Below are 22,122 nucleotides of genomic sequence, written 5' to 3' on the forward strand. Positions count from 1 at the left end.
CCCTCACCGTGGTGCTCCGAGCCGTGGCGGTAAAGGACGGTTTCCCCGTCCTCGCACGACACCGGCCGGTACACGGTCGGCGCAGGTTTCACGGGCGGAGGCGTTCTCGCGCGGGCCGCCACGGCACGGGAGGCGGTGGCGGCGGCGCTGCGCCGTCCGCGTACCTCATGACGAGGATGCAGCACCATCAACGCCCGCTGTCAGCCCACCCTTTCAACCCCAGCGTCCATTCGGGTCAGACCGCCGATCCACGATCACCGGCCCACAGCGCACTCGCATGCCTGTACAGATGTCGAAAGAGCGGCTCCTGCCCGTGGGAGTCCTCTGGGACTTTCCTGGGACTTCCGGCCGCATGAGCCAGTACGAGCCTGAAACAACCGAAAAGGCATTCGCACAGGTCAACGACTTGCGACGGCCAGACACCGCAGGTCACAGCGTCCGCTGCTCCCTTCCGGGACATCTGACCGTCGTGGTGTCGTGCCCCTTGGAGGCAAGGGGCACGACACCTCAACATGCAAACGGACCCGTTTGACCATTGCCGTGAGAGCGATGCCTGCGCCCTCTCACTCGAACGGCATGGACCACGCCGACATGAGGGTCAAGCACAAGGAGACCAAACGCGGCGGGCTCGCGGTCAACATCATCGAGTACCAGGAAAGTGGGCCCCGACCAGCGAGCTCGTAACTTTCAGCGCTGCCAGGGCCTTCCCTGCTTACGCGGCGGAACGCCCCTGGAACAGGCTCGAGAAGATGTCCCTGCCACGCCTCACTCTTGGGAATTGGGCTTGGCCGCCCGCCGGAAGACCAGGCCCTTGGGACACCTCAGGGCGTGGAGTGCGTCGGTGCACGTGGTCAGGTAGCGAGACGTGCGCATTACGAGACCGTGAGCCGTCATGTCGGCCGCGGCGCCCAGCGCGATCAACAGGTGCGACTTGCCCGTGCCGGAGTCCCCGATCAGACACAGCGGGTGACCCTTGGCGATCCACTCGCAGGTGGCGGGATTGCGGATGACCGCAGGATCAACGTTCGGATTGACGCTGCAGTCGGACTCCCGCAGCGACTTCTCGCGGGGGAAGTGAGCCGCCCGGATGCGGTGTTCGGCCCGACACCGATCCCGGTCCTCGCACTCGGCCATCAGCGACTCGGCGAGAAAACCCGTGCAGGACAAGGCCCTCGCGTTCGGCCCGGACGATCGTGCCGGCGGCCCGGGCTCGTATGGTGGGCAGCCGCAGCAGGCGGCAGGCGCAATCCCTCGTTCCGGATCAGCCGATCGCCGCAGCCGACCGCAGAGCGGTCCGGAGCCTCCCCTTCCTGGCGTGGAACAGTTTCGGACAGCGAGCGGGAAGGTCGATTTCGTTGAGTTTCGGAAGTGACACCCTGCGGGAGCGCCGATGAACCGGTGACCATCTCCCGCATCGTCGGCTCCCGCTTCGGATTTCGTTGGTATTTCGTAGCTCCTCACGCTCCGCTCAAGAGCGGTCTATTCGAACGTCGCCTCAGAGCCGCGCAAAATGTGACCGTAAGGCGCCACATCCCGCGATTGACACCTCGTCAGCCCCAACCTACTCTCCGTTCAGGTCGGCGAACATTGAACGATATATCGAACAATCGTCAGGCGGGCCGGTGGGACGTCCCAAGAGACGATCGCTCACATCGGTTCCAGCGTCGGTCAAGAGCCGCCCCCGACACGGCTGGACTCCGGGCCGTGGTCCACCAGCACGCGTCGCCCGCCCGTACACCTCCACTGATCGCCGCCTTCCGCACTTCAGCGCCAGCGCGAACACAGAAGAGGAATCCCATGGGTAACATCACACGCCGTCACACGATGTCATCGCCGCCCGGACCGCGCACACGGCCAACGTGGCGCGTCATGGCGCTCTCCACCTCGTCGGCGCCGCCGGCGCACGGAGTCCGGCGTACACCGGCTTCACCGACCGGACCATGACCATCGGCCCCTGAACGTCCAGCTCCTTTACCCGGGTCTGAAACCCGGACGGCGGCGACTACGCCCGACTCCCCTGCCGTCCCGGCCTCGCCACCACCTGCTCTCCCTGCTGGAAACGGTCGCCCGATACGGCTACCCGCCTGTGAGAGCAGACGCGATCGGCCGGGCGGCTCCGCTCTCCGTTGGTGGAAGCCGGCGCATTTCCACCGACGAGGGCTTCAACCCCGCGGGCCCGCGGGCCCACTCGCCTCCTGGCAGACCCGCCGCCCCGGAACTCCCCTGTCCACCCGCACCATCCGACAAGGAGCACAACATGGCCATGAACAGGCGTACCTTCCTGGGACTGGGCGCAGCCGGAGCCGTGGCCGCCGTCCATGCGTACGGCACCACCGCGGCAACGGCATCCTCGCTCGCCCCGACAGCCGCGCCGACCCAGCGCTTCGCCATCGGGGTGAGGGAGTACGCCTGGAGCCGCGGCAGCCGTCGGCTGACCACCCGGATCTTCTACCCCGCCACCGGCACCCCGGGCGGCAATCCCGTCGTCAACGCCCCCATCGCGGGCGGCGTCTTCCCCATCTGCGAGTTCAGCCACGGCCTCGGCGGCAACCCGGAGAGCTACGCACCGCTGGTCCGGCCCCTGGCCGAGGCCGGATTCGTCGTCCCCGCACCCGTCTTCCCCACCACCTCCAGCGGCACCTCGGGCAACATCCAGGACGTCTACAACGGAAACCAGTCCATGGATGTCTCCCAGGTCATCACCAACACCCTCGCCCTCAACACCACGGCCGGCGACCCGTTCGCCGGGCACCTCGACACCACCACCGGCGTCGGCGTCGCGGGTCACTCGCTGGGTGGCATGACCACCCACGGGCTGCTGACCGCCTGGCCGGACAGCCGGATAGTCGCCGCCGCGCCCTTCGCCTGTGTCGACATGGGCAACCCCAGCACCACGGTCACGGCCAACGTCCTGTTCGTCCACGGCGATCAGGACCCCATCTGCCAGTACTCCTCCGCGCGCCAGGCCTACGGGGAACTGCCCGCGCCCAAGGCGTTCCTCACCCACCGCGGCACGGGCCACGACCAGTACATATGGAGCGGCTACAACCACACCCAGACCGTCGCCACCTACGTGGACTGGATGCGCTGGAGTCTCTACGCCGACACCGCCGCCCGCGACCGCCTCCCCGCCGACGCCACCTCCAACACCAGCACCACCACCTGGGAAGCCGTCCTCACCCCCCTCCCCACCGGGCGGATCGTCAGCCTCCGCTCCCGGGCCGACAACCAGTACGTCTGCGCGGAGAACGCCGGAGCCGACCCACTCATCGCCAACCGCACCGCCATCGGCGACTGGGAACGATTCGACCTGCTCGACCTCGGCGGAGGCGCCGTCGCACTGCGCGCCCGCGTCAACGGCCGATACGTCTGCGCCGAGAACGCCGGTGCCAACGCGCTCATCGCCAACCGCACCGCCGTCGGCCCCTGGGAGACCTTCCAGCGCGTGAACAACACCGACGGCACCACCAGCCTGCGCGCACAGGCCAACAACCTGTACGTCAGCGCCGGGAACGCCGGAACCGCCCCGCTCATCGCCAACCGCACAACGATCGGCCCCTCCGAGTCGTTCGACCTCATCAACGTCTGACCGGCCGCGGACGAGGAGCGCGAACCCCCGCGGGCGATCCGTCATACGCGTGCTCAGAAGTTGTTGTCCCACTCCGCTTCGGGCCCTGGAGCGGAGTGGGACAACAGCTTCTCGCGCAACGGACGGGCACGCCTCTTCGCGGACACCTCTTCCCCGACGCCCCGTCCACGGCAGCCGACCGGAACTCGGGCGACCCGGTCCCCCCTCTTCCCGGCGCCGTTCTGCGGCGTCCCGACCCAGGAGCGCACCATGACTCCTCATACGAATCGCGGACATTTCCTGGCCCTCTCCGCCACGGGCGTGGCCGCTGGTGCCCTCACCGGCGCCGGCTCCGCCACGACCGCGCACGCCGCCTCTCCTGCCGACGCCCCGGCCGAGGCGGACCGGCCCCTGGCCGCGGGCCCGCTGCGCCTGTGGTACACGAGCGCGGCGAGCGAATGGCTCCGGGCGCTGCCGATCGGCAACGGCAGGCTCGGCGCCATGGTCTTCGGCGGTGTGCAGAGTGAACAGCTTCAGCTCAACGAGGGTGACGGATCGCGCGTTCACCGCGGCCGGGCTTCGACGCCACGTCACCATCGAGATCACCGCCATCGGTGCCGGTGCCGACTTCGTCCGTCACGGCCTGGGCGTCGCTCTGTCGCCCCGGGGCGGTATCGAGCCCGACGCCGGCCTCGTCTCGCTGCCCGTCACCGGCGCGGACCTCAACTGGCCGGTCTCGCCGGCCACGCCCGGCAACCGCGCCCCCAGCGCAGCTGCCCGCGCCGCACGGTGGAAGCCGCGGGCCCAGACCGTCTTGTGCACCCGCGTCGGACCACAGCCCTCGGCGACGTCGGACAGCCCGAGAAGCCTCCCTCAGTGCCTGCGGGGAGGGCCGCCCAAGGAGCTCGTCCGTCGTGTGCCGGAGTGTGTCACGGCCCGTCGGGGTGGGCCCGGATCGCTTCCAGCCCGCCGATGACCATGGCCACGGAGAACTCGGTCGCGGTGGCCAGGTCGTAGCGCGAGTGGTCCACTGATGCGGTGTAGGCGGGAAGGGTCTCGCGGATGTGGTCGGACATGGCCGGTGCCGGCAGTCCCTGGGCGAGACCGAACGCCTGGAACTCGACCATGGCGACGACCAGGCGCAGCTGGTCTCGCCGGAAGCCCCCTTCGATCAGTGCGGCGAACATCGGCTCGTAAACCGCGAGGGAACGGTCGCAGGCCATTGCGGTGGTGGACAGGAGCGGCAGGATGCGCCGGTGTCTGGCGTACAGGGTGGTGAGCCGGCGCAGGAGGTTGGCCACGGCTTCGCGCCAGTCGTGCGCGGGGCCGAGGGGTTCCATGCGTTCCAGCATCCGCAGCCGGGCGAGGTCGATGACCTTCGCCCGGCCTGTGACGTGGGAGTAGAGGGAGGACGGGGCGACGCCGAGGTGCCGGGCCAGCTGAGTCATCTGGATGTCACCGGTGCGGTCGGCGAGTTCGATCGCGCCGTCCGCGATCCGTGCGGCGGACAACAGCGGCGTCTTCGGCCTGGCCACGCCCGGCGCCCCCACTTCCCGTCGAATGCCCTTCAGCGCAGCAGGTAGCCGCGCTCCTCCAGCGTACGACGCAGGTTCTCACGCCCGTCCATGTAATCCAGGCTTGTGCCCACCACGACGGAGTGGCTCCACGTCTTGTCACGCAGTCCGTACTCGGCGCGGAAGTCCTTGAACGCGGTCTCGTAGTCCTCGATCCACTCCTTGGTCGGCCGTGTCCGGTAGCGCTCGCGGTGCAGCACGACGTCCTGCGCCGGGCGGGGATGCACCGCGCTGGGGCGGTGCGGGTCCGGGGTGCCGATGGCCATGCCGAATACGACGTAGGCGTACGCGGGAAGTCCGATCAGGTCGGCGAGCTCCTTGGCGTGGTTGCGCAGCGAGCCCAGGTACACGCCTCCCAGGCCGATCGCCTCTGCCGCGACGAGACCGTTCTGGGCGGCCAGGGCCGCGTCGATCGACGCCATCAGGAAGGCGTCGACGTAGTCGGTGACGACGGGCTCGGCGCCCTGCTCGACGCTGATCGCGTGGCTGCGCGACATGTCCGCCACCCACAGCAGCACGCTGGGGGCCTGGGCGACGAAGTCGAACCCGGTGAACTCCACACCGTGTGTCAGCCTCGCGAGCTCGGCCTTCGTCTCCGGGTCCGAGACGGCCACGAGACTCCACTGGTGAAGGTTCGACGACGTGGACGCCGACTGGGCGGCCGCCACCACCGTCTCCAGAGCGCCTTCGGGCAGCGGTTCGTCGGTGAACGCGCGCACCGAGCGGTGCGCGAGCAGCGCTTCGATCTGCTCGTTCCAGATGATGTTCACCGGCGTCGCCTGCTGTCCGTAGCGGGCTTCCAGGAGTGCGTCCCGCCGCGAGGAGTCGGTCATGGTTGTCCTTCCACTATCCGAATCGGATTCGGTTACGGCAACCATGAGCCGACCGGGTTCATTCCCCGCCGTCCTGGCCTGTCGGCGAGAAGCTGGTCGGACCCCGCCCCGCGCCAAGGGCCGCGTACGGCTTCGGCCAAGGTCGAGGGGGAAGCCGTCGGACCAGTGGGCGAGCAGCCGGTTCAGGCGGAGTCGCCGGTACGGACCCGCCGGCGGAGCAGGCCGGCCGACAGGCGTCTGCGCCGGCGTATGCAGTTCCCGGGAGCCGGGCGAATGTCCTCGCGGCGTAGCTGACGTGCGTGACCCGGGCCCGGTTCGACAGGCACTCGTGGATGGCGACGCCGAGGCGTATCACGCGGCCTTCCTCGCCCCGTCGAAGGCCGGGAGCTGCCCGGCGGCCGTACACGCGCGCCCGCGCCGCCCTCGGCGTCTTCGCTGACGACGCGTCGTGGCCCCCGTACGTCATCCGCTCCAGAGGGCGGGCCCCTTCACGTACGACCCCGCCGCCGGCCTTACCGGACCTGGCACGCCGGCCGTCGCGGCTGTCAGGGGAGCCGCCCGTGCGATGGCTTCGAGCATGTCAGGCTCCCGTACGTGTCACGCCGCCGTCGACGTGCAGGATCTGGCCCGTGATGAAGTCGGCGTCGTCGGAGACCAGGAAGCCCAGGGCGTTGCCGAGGTCCGCCGCGACCGACCGGCGCTTGATGGTCTGCGAGGCCGTCACACGGGCGAACACCTCATCGGTGGTCGGGCCGTTGGGCCCGGGCCAGGAAGCCCTGGGTCGCCACCAGGCCGGGTGCTGTCGCGTTGACCGTGATGCCGCTGTCGCCGAGTTCGTCGGCGAGCGCCCGGGTCAGCACGTGCACGGTGCCCTTGCTGGTCATGTACGCCAGGTCGCGGTTCCGGGTCAGGGTGATGCCCGAGCCGGTATTGACGATGCGCCCCCACCCCGCGGCCCGCGTCCCCGGCGCGAACGCCCGAGCGAAGAGCAGGATCGACTCGACGTTGACCGCCTGCGCCTTGCGCCACAGCTCGATCGACAAGTGTTCGAGGTCGGTGAAGGGGAAGATGCCGGCATGGTTGACGAGGATGTCGCAGCGCCCGTACCGGTCGGGGACCGTGCGGGTCACGGCGTTCACCGGGTCGTCGATGTCGACGGCGACCACGTGCGCGCCGTCCGCGGCGAGCCGTCGGCAGTATGCGTATCCGATGCCCCGGGCCGCCCCGGTCACCACCGCCGTCTTTCCGTCAAGCGCCACGGGTGAACTCCAGTCCGATCTGGGTGGCGATCGAGAAGTAGTCCTCCAGGTGCCAGGTCCGCACGATGCGGCCATCGACCACCTGGTGGAAGTCGGCCGCCCGGAACTCGACCTCGCGGCCGGTGCCCTCGACGCCGAGCAGCTCGCCGGTGTGCTTCCCGCGGCTGACCGCCCGCACTGCGACCATGTCCCCGTTCACGACGACGTGCTCGATCTCGACAGTCAGGTCACCGAACACCCCACGGAGGTGGGCGATGCTCGCCTTCCATCCCTCTGGGCCGCCCCCGGTGCGCAGGGGCGGGACGGCCTCCCAGCCGGCGGCGAGGGCATCGTCGGCCAGGGTGCTGTCACCGGTGGAGAGTGCCTCGTAGAAGCGCCGGACCGCGATTTCATCGTCGTTTGCCATGTGTCTCACGGTAGGGACACAGGTTCTCGGTCATCAAAGACCTGTTCCGGATCACGTCATAGCATTCAGGCATGACGGATCTCGACCTTCGGCTGGTGCGCTACTTCACCACCGTCGCGTCACATCTGCACTACGGCCGGGCCGCGGCCGAACTGCACATCGCGCAGCCGTCGCTGAGCCGGCAGATCAGCCGGCTCGAGGCCCAGGTGGGTGCGCGGCTTTTCGACCGCACGCGACAAGGCACGCGGCTCACCGAAGCGGGAGAGGCGTTCCTCCCCCACGCACGCGCCTTGGTGCGCTCGGCCCAGCAGGCCACGGCCGCCGCCCGGGCCGCCGCGCGGCCTACCCGGATCACCGTCGGCTACACCGCGGGCCTGATCGTCACCCCGGTGGTGCGGAACCTGCGGCACAGACACCCCGACGCCGATGTACGCACGCTGCACCTGAAGTGGAACGAGCCGCGCCAGGCCCTGCTCGACCGGCGGGTCGACGCGGCGATCACCCGGCTACCGCTGCAGACCGACGGCCTGGACGTGACGGTCCTCTACGACGAGCCGAAGCTGCTGCTCGTACCGGTCGGACACCGGCTGGCGGGCAAGGAGTCGGTCACGCTCGACGACATCGAGGGCGAGCCGATCCCCCGCTTCCCGGATCCGGAATGGGACGCGTACTGGCGCGTCGACCCGCGGCCGGGAGGCCGCCCCGCACCCGACGGGCCCTCGGTCGAGACCATCGAGGACAAGCTCGAACACATCGCCGCCGGGCAGGCCGTGGCCATCGTCCCGGCCGCCCTGCACACCGGCGGCACCCGACCCGACCTCACCACCGTCCCGCTGCACGGCGTCGAACCGAGCCACGTCGTCGTGGCAACCCGGGCCGCGGACAGCAGCCGGCTGGTGGCCGCGTTCCGCATGTCGGCCGTGACTGCCTCAAGCGGTTGATCACCTCAGAGGCTTGTTGATCCGCTGCGGCTCGCGGCCTTCCTCCATACTCGCCGGCCGGACGAACGCGCTCGCTCGACGTCCCACGACCACCTCCAGGACCAGGTCCTGAAGCCAGTGTGCCGACCGACGGCAGACACGTCGATCGTCCGGTCGACAACGTCCTTCGCCTCGCGACCGCGGTCCTCGCCGAACTCCACAACGAATGGATCGCCTGCACCACCGGAAGGGACGTGAGCCTGCTTCGTCATCACAGTCGCTGACCAGCCTGTTTCACCGGTCACCACAGAATGAAGGAGGTTCACTGACAAGGTGATGCCGTTGGAGCGCCGGCAGGTGCGGGGCCGGTGCTCCAACGCCCGTCACGGTGCCGAACGTTTCCGCTGCAGCAACCAGGTACCCCCGGTCACCGCCCCCGTCACCAAAAAGCCCACCATCAGCGACATCCTGAATTCTTCCATCTTGCTGCCGTCGTCCGCCATGACCACCGACAGCGTCGTGATGACGGCCGTGATCACCAGCCCAATGGCCAGGTTCTTGCGCACCATCGATTTCAGCAATTTCTCCTCGTTTCTCGATGAGCGTGCCGCAGTACCGTCCTCGATTCGGCGGCACACCTGGGTTGTCATCAGTTCGGGTCGATCAATACTCGGTGAGCACAGCCTTGCGTCGCGCTCTGTTACGGACGTTGCCGGCCGACCCCCTCTGGCGGGGCGTCGTGCTTCTCGTAGCCGGATGTCCGGCCGTTCCCTCGTTCCGGGAGGTCTCCGGCACCGTCCGGTTCGGCTGCCGCATCAGCCCGCCCGATGACGCGACGGTGATGTCAACCAACCCTGTGCATGCCGACTGGGCATGCACAGGAGGAGTTCCTCGCTCTTTCCAGCGATCAGGGGGTTCTTCAGCGCCCATCGACGGCGCGCGTGTTCCATGAAGGCGCACTCGCGAAAGCGCGAGGCCAAGGCGGCCCGGTGTCGCACGACTTCACACTGAACGGGTACCGCTGCCGGGTAGCGGGTGAGCGAAGCCGGCAGCGACAGGCCACTCCGTTACAGGATTTCGATCCAGTCGACGTGGGGCGGCCTGTTGGGGAAGGTGATGACGTAGTGCTTGGGGTAGGTGACGGTTGCCCCGTTCACATCGTGGTACTTGACCCTGTTGTTTCCGGTGGAGATCTTGTCGACCCACACGGCGACGCCCGGCCCGCTCTCTTCGAAGTTGTAGGTGCCCTTGTTGGCGAAGCAGAAACTCAAGTCGAAGGATCCGCCGTCCCAGGTCTGGCCGTGCACATCGGCTCGCAGATAGTCGGACGGGCCGCAGTTGACCTTGTCGATGGCGTGTGCTGCTCCGGTCGGTATGACGGCGGCCATGACTGCGGCCGCGGCTACCGGAAGGGCGATACGCAGTTTCCTGGACAGCATTCTCTGACTCCTCTTTTTGGGGGGGGTACCGGCCGGCCGACGAGGACTTGCCGTGGCGCATCAAAATTGACGGGCGTTTCGCCTGCCGGTATGCGATATTCACGCTAAAAGCATGGCCCCGAGATTGTCAACGGCGGTTTTCCGCAATGGCATTGGGGTTGCGCCGAGGCCGCGCCGGAGTCACCGGTGGCCTGTATGACCCCGGCATTTTGCGCGTCGGGGCCGGTACGGCCGACCGGTGCACGCCGCGTGAAAATGACGCCACCCGGCGACCTACGCTTGGCTTGTTCTTTTCATTTCTCGATACGCGTCGCCCCGGGAACTACCCTCTTCCCTCGGGGAAATGATCGGGGGGACAGGAAATAAGGGCGCGCAGGCCTGAGGTGCGAGACCGTGCATAAGAGTGAGCGTAAATAATTTACGGCTGCTGACGCCGATACGGATGTCTCCTCGTCATGCTGGTCCGATTTCTGCGGGACGGCGGGTGTGCCGATGGGACGGGAGACGGTCGGGTCCAAGGCCACCGGACCGAACACCCCGGCCCGGCCCGCGGCAGGCCGACATCGGCCAGGCAGGCACCGCCGAGCGCGACGGCCAGGGCGGCACCGTGGGCCGGACGCCCACGAGCAGGAAGAGGATCAGACCGAGCCTCCCCGGCATCATCGGCGGGGCCGGATCCGTCACGAGCAGGGGCGCGAGCCCCCCCCCCCCGGCCACCACGGTGCCCGCAGCGCACCAGGCTCCGGCGACACGCATCGTCCCTCGTCGGTGCGGGCACCGTCGTCACCGCGACGTGCCGGACCGCGCCATGGCCTGCGGCCCGCCCGCCTCCGTCGCCGGCCGGCGGCCACGGATCCTGCGGGCCAGACCGACGAGGACCGAGCGCAGCGCCTCGGCCCGACGGCTGGACGGGACGAACATCTGCTGCTTGAGCCGCGCGGTGCGCTGGTGCTTGGTGATGAACGGGCGCAGCCCGGACTCCCAGGCGTCCAGGGCGGCGGCGAGGTCGTCGGGGTGCTCCCGCAGGGCCGCGCCCAGTGCGGCACCGCCGCGCAGCGAGGACGTGGCGCCCATGCCCGAGTAGAGGTTCATGCACCAGGCCGCGTCCCCCACCAGCACGACCCGCCCCGTACTCCACCGCGCCATCCGCACCTGGTGCACCGAGTCGAACACGTGGTCAGGGGCCTCTTCCAGGGAGTCCAGGACGTGGCGCACCACGGGGTCGTCCATCCCGGAGAAGACCGCGCGCAGCCGCTCGACCCGCGACCCGCTGAACTGCTTCTGGATGTCCCTCGTCCGGTAGGTCAGCAGCGCGGTGGGCGCGTGGTCGGCGAGCCCGAACACCCACACCGCCCGCTTGGCGCGCGCGATGATGACGCTGTCGCTCGCCTCGTACGTGGGCACCTGCTCCTTCAACTGGAAGGCGCAGATCATCGCGTTCCACGTGGTCAGGTGGTCCTCGTGCGGACCGAACACGATCCGGCGCACGCTCGAGCGCATCCCGTCCGCGCCGACCACCAGGTCGAAGCTCTCGCGGTACCGGGCACCGGTGTCGGCGTTCTCGAGCAGGACCCGCACCTCGGCGGGACCCTCGGTGATCGCGACCGGAGTGGTCGCGAACCGCACCTCGACACCCGTGATGCTCTGCCACAGCGCGGCCTCGATGTCGCCGCGCAGCACCGCTGCCGGCCCTCCGGGCTGGTCCAGGAACCCCAGAGCCGGCCCGCGCCTGCCCCGGCGGTCCACCGACCACACATTCGTGCCGGCCGCCCGTTCCGGGTTGCGGGTGTGCAGGTGGTCGGCGATCCCCAGGTCGACCGCGGCCTGCACACCCTCCGGGAACAGCCCGACGAAGTAGCCCCCGGTGCGCCGCTCGGGCGCCCGTTCGACGATCACCGGCGTCCAGCCGGCCCGGCGCAGCCCGATCGCCGCGGACATCCCCGCGATCCCGAGCCCCACCACCAACGCCCTCTTCCGCATGGCCGTCACCGCGCCGTGCCGGACGGGGCAGCGGCCGCCGCCGCGGTGAATTCCGCAGCCAGCCGGCGATGGACGACCCTGCGGATCACATCGAGAACGCCCGAAACCAGCACCTGGACCGGGCGGCTGGACGGTACGAACCGCTGTTGCTTGATCCGTGCGGAGCGCCGCTGGCTGGTGATGTAGGGACGCAGGCCGGACTCCCAGGCGTCCAGAGCGGCGGCGAGGTCGCCGGGGTGCTCCCGCAGGGCCACGCCCAGTGCGGCGCCGCCGCGCAGCGAGGACGAGGAGCCCATGGCCGAGTAGGTGTTCATGCACCAGGCCGCGTCCCCCACCAGCACGACCCGCCCCTTGCTCCACCGGTCCAGCTTCACCTGGTGGATCGAGTCGAACACGTGGTCAGGGGCCTGCTCGAGGGAGTCCAGGACGTGGCGCACCACGGGGTCGTCGTCCATCCCGGAGAAGGCCGCGCGCACCTGCTCGATCGACGGCCCGGCGAACCGGTCCGGGATGCCCTCGGTGCGGTAGGTCAGCCACGCGCAGGGCGCGTGGTCGGCGAGTCCGAACACCCACATCGCACGCTTGGGGCGCGAGACGATGATGCTGTCGCTCGCCTCGTAGGTGGGCACCTGCTCCTTCATCTGGAACGCGCAGATCATCGCCTTCCAGTTCGTCAGGTAGTCCTCGTCCGGACCGAACACCATCCGGCGCACGCTCGAACGCATCCCGTCCGCGCCGACCACGAGATCGAAGTCCTCGCGGTACTGCTTCCCGGTGCCGGCGTCCTCGAGCAGGACCCGCACCCCGCCGGCGCCCTCGGTGATCTCGACCGGAGTGGTCGCGAACCGCACCTCGACCGCGTCCTCGGTCCCGTCGCCGGTGATGCCCTGCCATAACGCGGCCTCGATGTCGCTGCGCAGCACCGCTGCCAGCCCGCTGGGCGCGTCCAGCAATCCCAGCACCGGCTTCCGCCTGCCCCGGCGATCCACCGACCACGAGTTCCCGCCCGGTCGCCATTCCGGGTTGCGGGTGTGCAGGTGGTCGGCGATCCCCAGGTCGGCCGCGGCCTGCACACCCTGCGGGAACATGAAGATGAAGTAGCCCCCGGTACGTCGCTCGGGTGCCCGTTCGACGATCACCGGCGTCCAACCGGCCCGGCGCAGCCCGATCGCCGCGGACATCCCCGCGATCCCGAGCCCCACCACTAGTGCCCTCTTCTGCATGGCTTACCTTTCTCCGATCACGTTCTGACAGATGGATGACTCGATCCGGCACGACGACGGCGCGGCTGCGGCCGGTGTGTGCCCGTGCCTCACCGACCGGGCTCAGCGGGAACGCGGTGCAGGGCAGTTGCAGGGACCCGTCGGCGAAGCGGGCCATGGCTTCGGGCGCCTCGGCGAGCGTCTCCCCGGCTGACCGCGATCCGACGCCGCTCCCGGTGATCCGGATTCGCCGGCTGCGCAGCAGGTCCGCGGGCAGCGACGCCTCCAGGCCCGCGAGCGAACCGACCTACACGTAGGCCGTGTTCGCCTCGGTGTCCTCGCGTTGCGCCCCAGCGCGGCGAGGGCAGCCCGGGTGCCGGGCCCGTCCTGGGCCGGCGACACGGTCGTCGCTCCCGCGGCGATCGCGAGTGGTTCCGCCCCCGCCGCCGGAACCCCCGCCCGGAAGGGAGCGACCAGCCGCTCGGCCATCGTCCCGAAGGGCGGACGCGCGCACCCGGTGCAGACCAGTCGCCCGTACCGGCGGATACCTCATGCGGCCGCGGTCGTAGTGCCGCCAGGCGGCCAGCCCGCGCACGTTGTCGTCCAGGCCGGCTCCGACCAGGTGCAGGGGCTCGGAACCGGGCGGGACCGTCGGCTCGGGCAAGTCGGCGCCGACGGGCGACGCATCGGGCACGGTGACGACTGCGGCACGCATCACGGGCTCTCCTTAACTAAGTTCAATTCTGCGACCAGCATTACTGAACGCTGTTAAGCTGTCAATCATGACCAAGGGCATCACCCGGGAGCAGATCGTCACGGCGGCGCTCGAACTCCTCGACGACCAGGGCATGGACGCCCTCACCGTCCGCGCACTCGCCTCCCGGCTGGACGTCCGCCCCTCCGCCCTCTACTGGCATGTGCGCAACAAGCAGGAGCTGCTCGACGAGATGGCCACCAAGGTCATGCGCCGCGTGGCCGGCGCCCTCGCCGCGGTCCCGCCGGGCGACGGGTGGCGCGACGACCTCGCCGCCTACGCCCGCGTGCTGCGCTCGGAGTACCTGCTCCACCGCGACGGGGCCCGCATCTTCAGCGGCACCCGGATCACCGACCCGGACGTGGTCCGCATGAAGGAGCCGTTGTTCGAACGCTGGACCGCGTCCGGCTGGACGGTCTCCGACGCGGACGACGCCATCGACCTGGTCACCGCGTTCGCCGTCGGCTTCGTCATCGAGGAGCAGGAGAGGCGCCAGGCCGCCGGGGCCGATCCGTCGCGCTACTCGATCGACCAGCGCGACGCCTGGCTCGGCGAAGGCGCGTCACTGGTCAAGAAGGCCGGGCACCTCCAAGACGACGGCGACCGACGGTTCGAACGGCTCCTCGGCATGGTCCTCGACGGGATCGCCGCCCGGCTGGACACGTGACTCACCCGCGCCTGCGCACCAGCACCGTCGCGAGCACCGCGGTCGCGACGAGCGCCGCGCCACCCATCAGGGTCTGGAGCCGCACCCCGGCCAGGGAGTTCGCGGTGACCCCCGCGACGAGCGAGTCGGTGGCTGCCGCGTTGAGCGGCATCACGCCGACGAAGTTGAGCACGACCGACCCGACGCAGAATACGACCGTCGGCAGGCTGCCGATCACACCGTGGCTTCCGGGCGGTGTCATGACGGTCGCGCGCACGCCGCTCGCCGGGATCGCGGTGGGGCCGTCGGCCACGTTCGGGATGTTCGTGGGCATCCCGGTGCTCCCGGTCGGGAGCGCAGCGTGGCGGCTGCTGACTGCCAACAACGCGGCGCTGACGCCGAGTTCCTCAACAAGGTGTTCGATGCAGCCCCACCGCCCCAGGCCCATCAGGGACTTCGCCGAACCCGGCGAGCCGTAGTCAGTAGCGCAACCATGACACGCGAGACGCTTCAGGGAAGGAAACGCCGGCCGGACGCCCGAGCGGCCCCTTCCGACGGGCCACCCGCCACGACACCAGGAGGAGGCACTCCTGCGTCGGCCGGATCAGCCCGAACGCCTTCGAACAATGATCAGTTACGCTGACTGCCGCCGCATGAACCGGTGTTCACGCTCTCGGGTCAAGCCCCGGGCAGTAGGAGGCGGGACCATGGCCGCGCTTCCACAGACACCAACGCGCAACAACGGGAAAGGGTAGTCATGAACCTGGCATTCAAGACCTCGGTATTAGGAGCAGTCCTCGCCTCCACCGCCGTACTGGCGGCTCCGGGAACCGCATCGGCCGATGAACCCGTGACCCGCTGCGAAGTAGGCCAGATCTGCCTCTATGACGGCCACAACCTCACCGGGAGCAACCTGCAGCTCCAGTATCGGGTGGACACCCCCAACCTCGGCTGGGCGTGGAACGACCGAGCCAGCTCGGTGTGGAACCGTGGCGAAGGGTTCGTCTGCATCTACACTGACGCCGACTACCGCGGCTACCACTACACCATCCCGCCGGGTGAGAAGCAGGAACTTCTGTTCCTCTACGACAACGCGGTGAGTTCCCTTGAGTACGGTGGCTGCGGGGGCTGAGCCGACTGGCTGACCGGACACCTCAACCGCCCGCACCGCCAGGACCACCGGGAGACCGGACCGGGGACCGCTGGGCACCGGAGCCACGTCCGGACGCCGGACGCCGCACACTCGGGGCCGGCCCCGCCACCCTGGTATGAAGCAGCATGAAGCAGCTCCCCACCCTGGGTCGACGTGAGGAGCCGCTTCACGTCGGCGGGTCTGCGCCTGTACCCCCACCTGATCACCGTGGGTCTGTCACGAGCGGCTCTGTCCCGTGAGAGGTCATCCGGGCGCGGGCCGGACACGGGACCGGCGCCCGCCTCTCCCGTGTCCTGGCTGCGGCGACATCCCGCTCGACCGCCCTGCGGCTTGTGGCCCGCCCGCTCTTGCCCGTGGTGCGGGTGCCGCGCGTCCTCGGCGTCGAGGACTTCGCGTTCAAACACCGCCGCCGCTACGCGACCGTCCTGATCGATGCCGACACCGGCGAACGCATCGACGTACTCCCGGGCCGCGACGGCTCCGGCGCCCACGGCGAGGCCGTGCGCCATACCCTGGCCGAGGTCCGCTCCCACAGCGCCCGCCGGGCCACCGCGAACCCGCCCCGCCCGGCCGGCGTCCACGAGAGACCACCCGCGAACGCCGGGCAGCCGCTCCCGCCGTCCCCGTGAAACAGCTGTTCCGGGAAATCCACAGGGCTGCGCCGGCAGCTTCGGCCTCTTCCACCGCTGCATCACCCAGGGCCGTGCAGAAGGCGACCAGCCCGTCACCACCCCGCGATGGCCGGCCCGTCACCCGCTCACCCGCCCCGACCACCTCCGGGACCAAGGAACTCACCCCGTGGATCGCAGGTGTCCGCACGGCCCAGCTGCCTCGTCCCCACTGCTTCACCAACGGCCTCGCGCTCGGCCGCGCAGCCGTCGAACGCCGGCCTCACCCAGGCCATTTCCGCAGGTCACAAAGCTGGCTGGCTCTCCCGGGACATCTGACACCCTTCGAAAAGGTGCCGCCATGTCCCCTTCCCACCCGCGTAAGCACAAGGCGAGAGGGGCCGTGGCGGCGCCTTTGGGGCTTCCCCGCCGGCCGGCGTCAGGCCAGGGGGACCGTGCGGGGCACGCCCCGGCGGAACACCGTCCAGGTGCGAAAGCCGATGTCGTGCAGCACGCGCACCACGTCCGGGTACTGGTCGCAGACGCGCTCGGGGACGTGCGCGTCGGAGGCGAAGGTGAGGGGCACGCCGAAGTGGTGGGCGCGCTCCAGGAGGTCGTGCTCCGGGTACCAGCCGCCGTGCATCTTGGTGCCGCCCGAGGTGTTGACCTCCATCACGGCACCGGCGTCGCGGATCGCCCGGAGCATCTCGTCGGCCGCGGCCGGCGCGGGGACGGTCCCCAGTTCCGGGTGGTTGCCCTTGAGGGCGTCCACGTGCCCCATCACCTGGAAGAGCCCCGAGCGGGCGCACTCCGCCACCGCACGGAAGTACCGTCCCTTGACCGCGGCCAGTCCGTCCTCGCCGCCCTCGACGGTCTCCCAGCGGGTGGTGTCGAAGATGTCCCGGCCCTCGAACATGTGGACGGAGCCGATGACGTAGTCCAGCGGGTACCCGGCCAGCTCCCTGGAGTAGGGGTCCATCCGGCCCCGGAAGAAGTCCGCCTCGGTGGAGACGAGGATCTCGATGCTGCGGGCGAACTCCTCCTTCAGCGCCAGGGCCTCGGCGACGTACGAGGGAAACTCCGACTTGGGCATCGCCACCGGGGGCAGCGCGTGGTCGGCCTCCTCCGCGAACATGGGTGTGTGGTCGGACAGGCCGAGCACCTTGACGCCCTTGTCGAGCGCCGCCGTGACGTAGTCGCGCAGCGAACCGGTGGCGTGCCCGCACCGCTCGTGGTGCGTGTGGAGGTCGATCACCGGCTCACACCGCCAGGTATCCGCCGTCGACGGGCAGGTCGGTGCCGGTGATGAAGCTCGCCTCACCGGAGAGCAGGAACGCGATCGGCGCCGCGATCTCCTCGGGGTCGGCGAACCGCTTCAGCAGGAACTTCCCGCCGTGTTCGGGCGCCGCCTCGGCCGTCGCCCGGTCCAGGCCCAGGGCCTCGCGGTGGAAGCGCTCGTTGTTGGCGTTCCAGACGGTGCCCGGGCTGACCGAGTTGACGCGGATGCCGCGCGGGGCCAGTTCCTCGGCCGTGCACCGGGTGAAGCCCAGTACGGCGGACTTCCCCGTGTTGTACGTCAGGTAGCCGCTCTGCGAAATGTGCGCCGAGATCGAGGCCATGTTGACGACGGCCGCGTCGGCGTCGCGCTCCGGGAGGCCCGCCACGAACTCACGGGTGACGAGCGAGAGCCCGACGATGGTCGGGTCGAGCGCGGCGTGCCAGTCCTCGGCGGTCGCCTCCAGCCCCTTGAAGACGAACCCGGCAGCCAGGTTGACCAGCAGTGTCGGCCGGTCCCAGTCGTCCGGGAGGCCCGCGAAGGCGGCCTTGACGGCCACGGTGTCCATGACGTCGCCCACCGCGAGCCGGACCTCGTACCCCTCGGCCGTCCACTTCTCTGCCGCGGCCCGGCCGTGCTCCACGCTCCTGTCGTAGACCAGGACCCGGCAGCCCTCGGAGCACAGGCGCTCGACGACCGCGGCTCCGATGCCCTGCGCGCCGCCGGTCACCATCGCGGTGCGTCCGGCGAGTCCTCGTGCCCGGCCCCTCATCCCGCCAACTCCTTCGTGGTGGTCCATCGTCCGACGAGGCGGACGGCCTCGTCGCGGTCCAGATTCTCGGTGGCTCCGTGCGGGGACAGCGTCCGCCCGGTGCCGTCGGTGACGTCCGGGTCGGTGGCGAGCGCGGCCACCGCGCCCAGATCCACGCCCGCCCGGCCCAGGGCCCGGCCGAAGGAGGTGCCGTCCAGGCCGTCGCCGTCCCCGGCGGTGAAGTACCGCCAGTTCTGGAACATGCCCTCCAGGTGTCCCGCGGACAGGTGCACGGCGTTGCGCCCCTCCGAGAGCTCGATGCCGTGCTCGCGGGCGAGGGCCCCGAGGGCACCCCGCAGCGATCCGGGGGCGGCCTGGAACGGGTGCAGCTCGCCGAGTACCTCGTCGCGCAGCTCCGCCACGGGTCGCTCGCTGTGGCACTCCAGCAGGCCGACCAGGGCGTTCGGAGTGCGGTACCCCTGGTCGAGGGCCGGCAGGAAGCCGTTGAGGACCACCGTCGGCCGGCCGCCCACCTCGGTGACGGAGGCGTACGAGCCGGAGCCGAGCTTGTTGATGCCCGCCTCCCGGCAGCGGTCCTCCAGCGCGCGCGGCGACAGGCCGTCATGAGCCATCGCCACGTAGGCCGGGAGGACGTCGTGGACGCCCGTTCCCTCCCGCAGGGCGTCGAGTTCGCGACGAGCACCAAAGGTCAGCGCGGCGGCGCCGTCGACGGCCACCCGGTGCAGGCGGGGATAGTGCAGCAGCAGATCGCCACGGGCGGCGAAGTCCGCGGCCGGGACCACCGCGCAGCGCAGGACGGACACTCCCTGGCGGCCGAGCGCCTCCACCGCCGCCGTCGACATGCCGGCGGCGTGCGGGGCGGCCATGACCTCGGGCTTGACCACGACGGCGACGTGGCTGCCGCCCTCGGGCGCCGGTGCCTGCGGCCGGCCGCTGTCGGCGCGGCGCCGGGTGTCCAGCGCCGCGGCCGACAGGGCGCGTACCTCCTGGGGTGTCACCACAGGGTGATGCCCGTCTCGATCAGTTCCGCCGTCAGGTCGCCGGAGCTCGCGACCGTCTTCTCCACCAGCTCCCTCAGCGCGGTCTCGTCCGCGTCGGGGGAGGTGACGACGACCTCGTCCGGGGCCTCCAGCGGGGCTTCCTTGGAGGTGAAGATGTGCACCTGGGAGGGGCCGCCGAACCGCTCGTGGACCTCGCGGGCCAGGCGCGTGGCCATCACGTTGTAGATCTTGCCGGTGTGGTCGAGCGGGTTCTTGCCGGCGGGCGCCTCGATGCTCATCGGGCGCATCGGGGTGATCAGGCCGTTGACGCGGTTGCCGCGGCCGACGACACCGACGTCACCGGTGTCGGCGACGGAGCCGATCGCGGTGAGGTACGGGCGGCCGTTGCGGTCGGTGGCGTTCATCAGCATCTGCACGTCCTGGATGCCGAGCGAGGCCACGTACGCCTCCAGCTCCTGCTGGATGACGGACTTGCGGGCCCAGTACTGGTCCATCGTCTCGATGTCGGCCGCGAGGAACGGCATGTTGACGACGAGGCTGAACGTGTTCCGGCGGCGGCTGCCGAAGACCTTGACGTCCCATCCGGTGTCGGCGTGACGCTTCTTGAAGTCGGCGCCGTTGACGAGGTTCTCCAGGCCGAGCACCACCGTCTCCAGGCGCGACAGCGGCGCGTAGCCGTGCAGCAGGTTGGTGTCGTTGGAGACGAGACCGGAAGCCCGCAGCGGCACCAGGTCGGCCGCGGAGGCCGGCTGGTAGCGGGAGACGCCGCGGCCCGAGCCCTGGTGGTCGACGACGCCGAGCTCGACCACCAGGTGACGCCCGGGATCGAAACCGGTGGTGACCTCGGAGAGGACGTCGGCGGCGGCACGGAACATGATGTCGTGCACCGGGATCTCGGTGGAGCCGACGCGGTAGGCGCCCTTGCCGAACACCTTGACGCGGTACGGGGCGGTGATCTCGCCCCGCCCGAAGTCGACGTCGGCGCCGCCGCCGTACAGCGTGACCTTGTCGAACCAGTGGTGGGCGACGCCGCCGAACTCCTTCAGGCAGTGCTGGGAGTAGTAGCGGGACATGCGCTCCGCCATGGCGTCGCACATGGTGTCGGGGTGACCGACGCCCTTGCGCTCGACGAGCTCGTAGGGGAGGTCCTCGACGGTGCGGGAGTCTCGTTCGATCGACAGCATGGCCATCTCTTCTCGGGTGATGAGGGGGAGGCGGGAGAACGGGAACGGTCAGGCGCCCCAGGGGCGCGGTACCCGGCGGGCGGAGACCTCGTGGGTGTCGGCCCAGCGCCGGACCGACCGGTACAGCACGTCCCGCGTGTCCGGGACCCGGACGGTGACGTCGAAGGGGTCGGTCACCGACAGGTAGCCCTGGTAGGCGCGGAACGCGGTCACCTTCAGCAACTGCGCCCGGTCCAGGTACTCCTCGGCGAACGGCAGGTAGAAGCGGTTCCACTGCTCGGGCGTCACGTACGGCAGCCGGTCCAGCGGGGGCACGTCGTGCTCGGCGCGCCAGTCGTTCAGGGCCTCGAGAATGGTGTCGAAGGCGTCGCCGACCCGCTGGGCGCCGTCGCCCCGGCCGAGCACCGACAGCCGGTGCCCCTGTGGTGGACCGGAGGCGAGCAGCCGGGTCACGTGCTCGGCGACGTCGTCGGTGCTGACCATGTCCAGCAGGCCCTTCTCCTCCGCGACGAGCGCGGGCACGGCGCCGTTGCACATGGCGGCGGGCAGCCAGAAGAAGCCGCTGTAGCGGTCGAGCGCGCCGTCCGCCCGGGCCCCCGTGACGATCGGGAAGCGCACGATGTCGGCGCCGTCCCGCTCGGCGTTGACGATCCGCTCGGCACGCGCCTTGGACCACTCGTAGGAGTTGCGGTAGGCGTCGCGCGAGGGCGAGGCGATGTCGCCCTCGAGGCCCGTGACGAAGGACGAGGACAGGTGGACGAAGTGGGCCTCGGGGCCGGCCAGGGAGAGCACCGCGTACAACGGCACGACGTTGGCGTCCTCGGCGTCCTCGTCGGGGAGGTTCCAGCGGGTGTCGGCGGCGCAGTGGACGACGGTGTCCCAGGGGCCGCGCAGCTCCCGCGGCGGTTCCTCCGCGCCGATGTGCCAGGCGGAGTGGTGCTCCCCCTCGCCGCCGCGGCGGCTGACGCCGTGCGGTGTGTGGCCGGCCGCCCGCAGCGCACGCATGACGGCGCTGCCGACCGCCCCCGTGGCACCGGTGACCAGGATCCTCGCGGGCACGGTCACGAGACCGCCGTGATCCGCCGCTCGATGGCGTGCAGCATGTGCTCGGCGTTCTCCCGCAGTGCCTTGGTGGCGACCGGGTTGAGCATGTCGGCGAGGAGCGGGATGCCTATCTCGAAGTCGACGACGAAGGTGACGACCGAGGTGCCCTCGCCGGTGTCCTCGACGCGCCAGTACCCGTTGAAGACGTCGAGGTCCCCGGAGACCTGGTCGAAGGACATGACCCTCGCGTCGTGGTCGAGCGTGTCGACCTCGACCCACTCCAGGACCGAGCCCTTGAGCAGGACGGACCACTCACTGGTACGGGCCCCGGTGTCGGTCTCGCCGATCACGGTGACCGACTCGACGTTCTCCATGTAGGCGGCGTAGTCCTCGAGGCGGGTGACGGCCGTCCAGGCCTCGGCCGCCGGGGCCTTGATCGGCAGGTTGACCTCGACATGCGGCATGGTGGTGTGTCTCCTTGTGTGGTGCCCGGGGTGGGTTCC

21 protein-coding genes and 3 pseudogenes are annotated in these 22,122 nt (G+C 70.1%); 7 read left to right on the plus strand and 17 right to left on the minus strand.

Going from position 1 to position 22,122, the window contains the following annotated elements:
- Window positions 1-882: 882 nt before the first annotated feature.
- Window positions 883-1,249: pseudogene (locus tag ACZ62B_RS13410) on the minus strand (ATP-binding protein); the annotation flags it as partial.
- A 1,008-nt stretch (window positions 1,250-2,257) separates the two neighbouring features.
- Between ACZ62B_RS13410 and ACZ62B_RS13415 the strand changes: the two are divergent.
- The 3 genes and pseudogenes from ACZ62B_RS13415 to ACZ62B_RS13425 all read left to right on the plus strand — a co-directional run bounded on the left by ACZ62B_RS13415 (window position 2,258) and on the right by ACZ62B_RS13425 (window position 4,544).
- Window positions 2,258-3,589, plus strand: a complete 1,332-nt coding sequence (locus ACZ62B_RS13415; RefSeq protein ID WP_344564381.1) for an alpha/beta hydrolase — start codon at window positions 2,258-2,260, stop codon at window positions 3,587-3,589.
- A gap of 249 nt (window positions 3,590-3,838) precedes the next feature.
- Window positions 3,839-4,060: pseudogene (locus ACZ62B_RS13420) on the plus strand (hypothetical protein); the annotation flags it as partial.
- Between the two features lie 55 nt (window positions 4,061-4,115).
- Window positions 4,116-4,544 (plus strand): LysR substrate-binding domain-containing protein, encoded by a 429-nt coding sequence (locus ACZ62B_RS13425; RefSeq protein WP_468879307.1) that lies wholly within the window; start codon window positions 4,116-4,118, stop codon window positions 4,542-4,544.
- Here ACZ62B_RS13425 and ACZ62B_RS13430 read toward each other — a convergent pair.
- The 5 genes from ACZ62B_RS13430 to ACZ62B_RS13450 form a co-directional block, all read right to left on the minus strand.
- On the minus strand, window positions 4,498-5,103 hold the full coding sequence (locus ACZ62B_RS13430; RefSeq protein WP_344564377.1) for a TetR/AcrR family transcriptional regulator: 606 nt from the start codon (window positions 5,101-5,103) through the stop codon (window positions 4,498-4,500). The two genes, ACZ62B_RS13425 and ACZ62B_RS13430, sit on opposite strands and share 47 nt — an antisense overlap.
- A 32-nt stretch (window positions 5,104-5,135) precedes the next feature.
- Window positions 5,136-5,975 carry an NADPH-dependent oxidoreductase gene (locus ACZ62B_RS13435; RefSeq protein ID WP_344564375.1) on the minus strand — a complete coding sequence of 280 codons (840 nt, stop codon included), beginning with the start codon at window positions 5,973-5,975 and terminating at the stop codon, window positions 5,136-5,138.
- A gap of 580 nt (window positions 5,976-6,555) precedes the next feature.
- Window positions 6,556-6,699, minus strand: coding sequence for an SDR family oxidoreductase (locus ACZ62B_RS13440; protein WP_344564373.1), 144 nt, complete (start codon window positions 6,697-6,699; stop codon window positions 6,556-6,558).
- A 13-nt stretch (window positions 6,700-6,712) separates the two neighbouring features.
- On the minus strand, window positions 6,713-7,234 hold the full coding sequence (locus tag ACZ62B_RS13445) for an SDR family NAD(P)-dependent oxidoreductase (RefSeq protein WP_468879311.1): 522 nt from the start codon (window positions 7,232-7,234) through the stop codon (window positions 6,713-6,715).
- Entirely contained in the window at window positions 7,224-7,640 is a 417-nt protein-coding gene (locus ACZ62B_RS13450) for an ester cyclase (protein ID WP_344564369.1), read from the minus strand. Before ACZ62B_RS13450 ends, ACZ62B_RS13445 begins: the two co-directional genes overlap by 11 nt.
- Window positions 7,641-7,711: 71 nt before the next feature.
- Between ACZ62B_RS13450 and ACZ62B_RS13455 the strand changes: the two genes are divergently transcribed.
- Window positions 7,712-8,581 (plus strand): LysR family transcriptional regulator, encoded by an 870-nt coding sequence (locus tag ACZ62B_RS13455; RefSeq protein ID WP_469690319.1) that lies wholly within the window; start codon window positions 7,712-7,714, stop codon window positions 8,579-8,581.
- 362 nt (window positions 8,582-8,943) lie between these two features.
- On the opposite strand, the gene ACZ62B_RS13460 is transcribed toward ACZ62B_RS13455, so the two are convergent.
- The 4 genes from ACZ62B_RS13460 to ACZ62B_RS13475 all read right to left on the minus strand — a co-directional run bounded on the left by ACZ62B_RS13460 (window position 8,944) and on the right by ACZ62B_RS13475 (window position 13,202).
- The gene (locus tag ACZ62B_RS13460) at window positions 8,944-9,210 is read right to left on the minus strand and encodes a hypothetical protein (RefSeq protein WP_344564364.1); all 267 of its coding nucleotides are present in this window, start codon (window positions 9,208-9,210) and stop codon (window positions 8,944-8,946) included.
- A gap of 417 nt (window positions 9,211-9,627) precedes the next feature.
- A complete protein-coding gene (locus ACZ62B_RS13465) occupies window positions 9,628-9,999 on the minus strand; it encodes a beta/gamma crystallin domain-containing protein (protein ID WP_469690323.1) in 372 nt (123 codons plus the stop codon).
- 783 nt (window positions 10,000-10,782) lie between these two features.
- Window positions 10,783-11,979, minus strand: coding sequence for an FAD-dependent monooxygenase (locus tag ACZ62B_RS13470; protein ID WP_469690324.1), 1,197 nt, complete (start codon window positions 11,977-11,979; stop codon window positions 10,783-10,785).
- 5 nt (window positions 11,980-11,984) lie between these two features.
- Window positions 11,985-13,202: an FAD-dependent monooxygenase gene (locus ACZ62B_RS13475; protein WP_469690326.1), complete on the minus strand. Its 1,218-nt coding sequence runs from the start codon at window positions 13,200-13,202 to the stop codon at window positions 11,985-11,987.
- A gap of 761 nt (window positions 13,203-13,963) precedes the next feature.
- On the opposite strand from ACZ62B_RS13475, the gene ACZ62B_RS13480 reads away from it, so the two are divergent.
- On the plus strand, window positions 13,964-14,602 hold the full coding sequence (locus ACZ62B_RS13480) for a TetR/AcrR family transcriptional regulator C-terminal domain-containing protein (protein ID WP_344564357.1): 639 nt from the start codon (window positions 13,964-13,966) through the stop codon (window positions 14,600-14,602).
- A gap of 1 nt (window position 14,603) precedes the next feature.
- Here the strand turns inward: ACZ62B_RS13480 and ACZ62B_RS13485 are convergent, their stop codons facing one another.
- On the minus strand, window positions 14,604-14,915 hold the full coding sequence (locus ACZ62B_RS13485; protein ID WP_469690328.1) for a hypothetical protein: 312 nt from the start codon (window positions 14,913-14,915) through the stop codon (window positions 14,604-14,606).
- Window positions 14,916-15,338: 423 nt separating this feature from the next.
- Between ACZ62B_RS13485 and ACZ62B_RS13490 the strand changes: the two genes are divergently transcribed.
- Together ACZ62B_RS13490 and ACZ62B_RS13495 are read left to right on the plus strand one after the other, a co-directional pair.
- Window positions 15,339-15,713 (plus strand): peptidase inhibitor family I36 protein, encoded by a 375-nt coding sequence (locus ACZ62B_RS13490; protein ID WP_344564353.1) that lies wholly within the window; start codon window positions 15,339-15,341, stop codon window positions 15,711-15,713.
- Window positions 15,714-16,009: 296 nt separating this feature from the next.
- Window positions 16,010-16,660 (plus strand): annotated as a pseudogene (locus tag ACZ62B_RS13495) (hypothetical protein); the annotation flags it as partial.
- A 121-nt stretch (window positions 16,661-16,781) separates the two neighbouring features.
- On the opposite strand, the gene ACZ62B_RS13500 reads toward ACZ62B_RS13495, so the two are convergent.
- From ACZ62B_RS13500 to ACZ62B_RS13525, 6 genes are read right to left on the minus strand one after another with little or no spacing between them, the layout of a single operon-like run.
- A complete protein-coding gene (locus ACZ62B_RS13500; RefSeq protein ID WP_469690330.1) occupies window positions 16,782-17,597 on the minus strand; it encodes a histidinol-phosphatase in 816 nt (271 codons plus the stop codon).
- Window positions 17,598-17,601: 4 nt separating this feature from the next.
- A complete protein-coding gene (locus ACZ62B_RS13505) occupies window positions 17,602-18,390 on the minus strand; it encodes an SDR family NAD(P)-dependent oxidoreductase (protein ID WP_344564349.1) in 789 nt (262 codons plus the stop codon).
- Window positions 18,387-19,388, minus strand: coding sequence for a hypothetical protein (locus ACZ62B_RS13510; protein ID WP_468720146.1), 1,002 nt, complete (start codon window positions 19,386-19,388; stop codon window positions 18,387-18,389). The genes ACZ62B_RS13505 and ACZ62B_RS13510 overlap by 4 nt, the downstream gene beginning before the upstream one ends.
- Window positions 19,385-20,575 carry a methionine adenosyltransferase gene (locus tag ACZ62B_RS13515; RefSeq protein ID WP_468720144.1) on the minus strand — a complete coding sequence of 397 codons (1,191 nt, stop codon included), beginning with the start codon at window positions 20,573-20,575 and terminating at the stop codon, window positions 19,385-19,387. The genes ACZ62B_RS13510 and ACZ62B_RS13515 overlap by 4 nt, the downstream gene beginning before the upstream one ends.
- A 48-nt stretch (window positions 20,576-20,623) precedes the next feature.
- Entirely contained in the window at window positions 20,624-21,640 is a 1,017-nt protein-coding gene (locus tag ACZ62B_RS13520; RefSeq protein ID WP_344564343.1) for an NAD-dependent epimerase/dehydratase family protein, read from the minus strand.
- Window positions 21,637-22,083, minus strand: a complete 447-nt coding sequence (locus ACZ62B_RS13525) for a type II toxin-antitoxin system RatA family toxin (protein WP_344564341.1) — start codon at window positions 22,081-22,083, stop codon at window positions 21,637-21,639. Before ACZ62B_RS13525 ends, ACZ62B_RS13520 begins: the two co-directional genes overlap by 4 nt.
- Between the last annotated feature and the right edge of the window lie 39 nt (window positions 22,084-22,122).

Source organism: Streptomyces sp. NPDC053426 (genome assembly GCF_055585405.1).

What these genes read in the sequence shown, in the direction of transcription:
- ACZ62B_RS13415 (WP_344564381.1), top strand. Translation starts at nt 2,258, where the DNA reads ATGGCCATGAACAGGCGTACCTTCCTGGGACTGGGCGCAGCCGGAGCC.
- ACZ62B_RS13435 (WP_344564375.1), bottom strand. Translation starts at nt 5,975, where the DNA reads ATGACCGACTCCTCGCGGCGGGACGCACTCCTGGAAGCCCGCTACGGA.
- ACZ62B_RS13450 (WP_344564369.1), bottom strand. Translation starts at nt 7,640, where the DNA reads ATGGCAAACGACGATGAAATCGCGGTCCGGCGCTTCTACGAGGCACTC.
- ACZ62B_RS13455 (WP_469690319.1), top strand. Translation starts at nt 7,712, where the DNA reads ATGACGGATCTCGACCTTCGGCTGGTGCGCTACTTCACCACCGTCGCG.
- ACZ62B_RS13460 (WP_344564364.1), bottom strand. Translation starts at nt 9,210, where the DNA reads ATGACAACCCAGGTGTGCCGCCGAATCGAGGACGGTACTGCGGCACGC.
- ACZ62B_RS13465 (WP_469690323.1), bottom strand. Translation starts at nt 9,999, where the DNA reads ATGCTGTCCAGGAAACTGCGTATCGCCCTTCCGGTAGCCGCGGCCGCA.
- ACZ62B_RS13470 (WP_469690324.1), bottom strand. Translation starts at nt 11,979, where the DNA reads ATGCGGAAGAGGGCGTTGGTGGTGGGGCTCGGGATCGCGGGGATGTCC.
- ACZ62B_RS13475 (WP_469690326.1), bottom strand. Translation starts at nt 13,202, where the DNA reads ATGCAGAAGAGGGCACTAGTGGTGGGGCTCGGGATCGCGGGGATGTCC.
- ACZ62B_RS13480 (WP_344564357.1), top strand. Translation starts at nt 13,964, where the DNA reads ATGACCAAGGGCATCACCCGGGAGCAGATCGTCACGGCGGCGCTCGAA.
- ACZ62B_RS13485 (WP_469690328.1), bottom strand. Translation starts at nt 14,915, where the DNA reads ATGCCCACGAACATCCCGAACGTGGCCGACGGCCCCACCGCGATCCCG.
- ACZ62B_RS13490 (WP_344564353.1), top strand. Translation starts at nt 15,339, where the DNA reads ATGAACCTGGCATTCAAGACCTCGGTATTAGGAGCAGTCCTCGCCTCC.
- ACZ62B_RS13505 (WP_344564349.1), bottom strand. Translation starts at nt 18,390, where the DNA reads ATGAGGGGCCGGGCACGAGGACTCGCCGGACGCACCGCGATGGTGACC.
- ACZ62B_RS13515 (WP_468720144.1), bottom strand. Translation starts at nt 20,575, where the DNA reads ATGCTGTCGATCGAACGAGACTCCCGCACCGTCGAGGACCTCCCCTAC.
- ACZ62B_RS13525 (WP_344564341.1), bottom strand. Translation starts at nt 22,083, where the DNA reads ATGCCGCATGTCGAGGTCAACCTGCCGATCAAGGCCCCGGCGGCCGAG.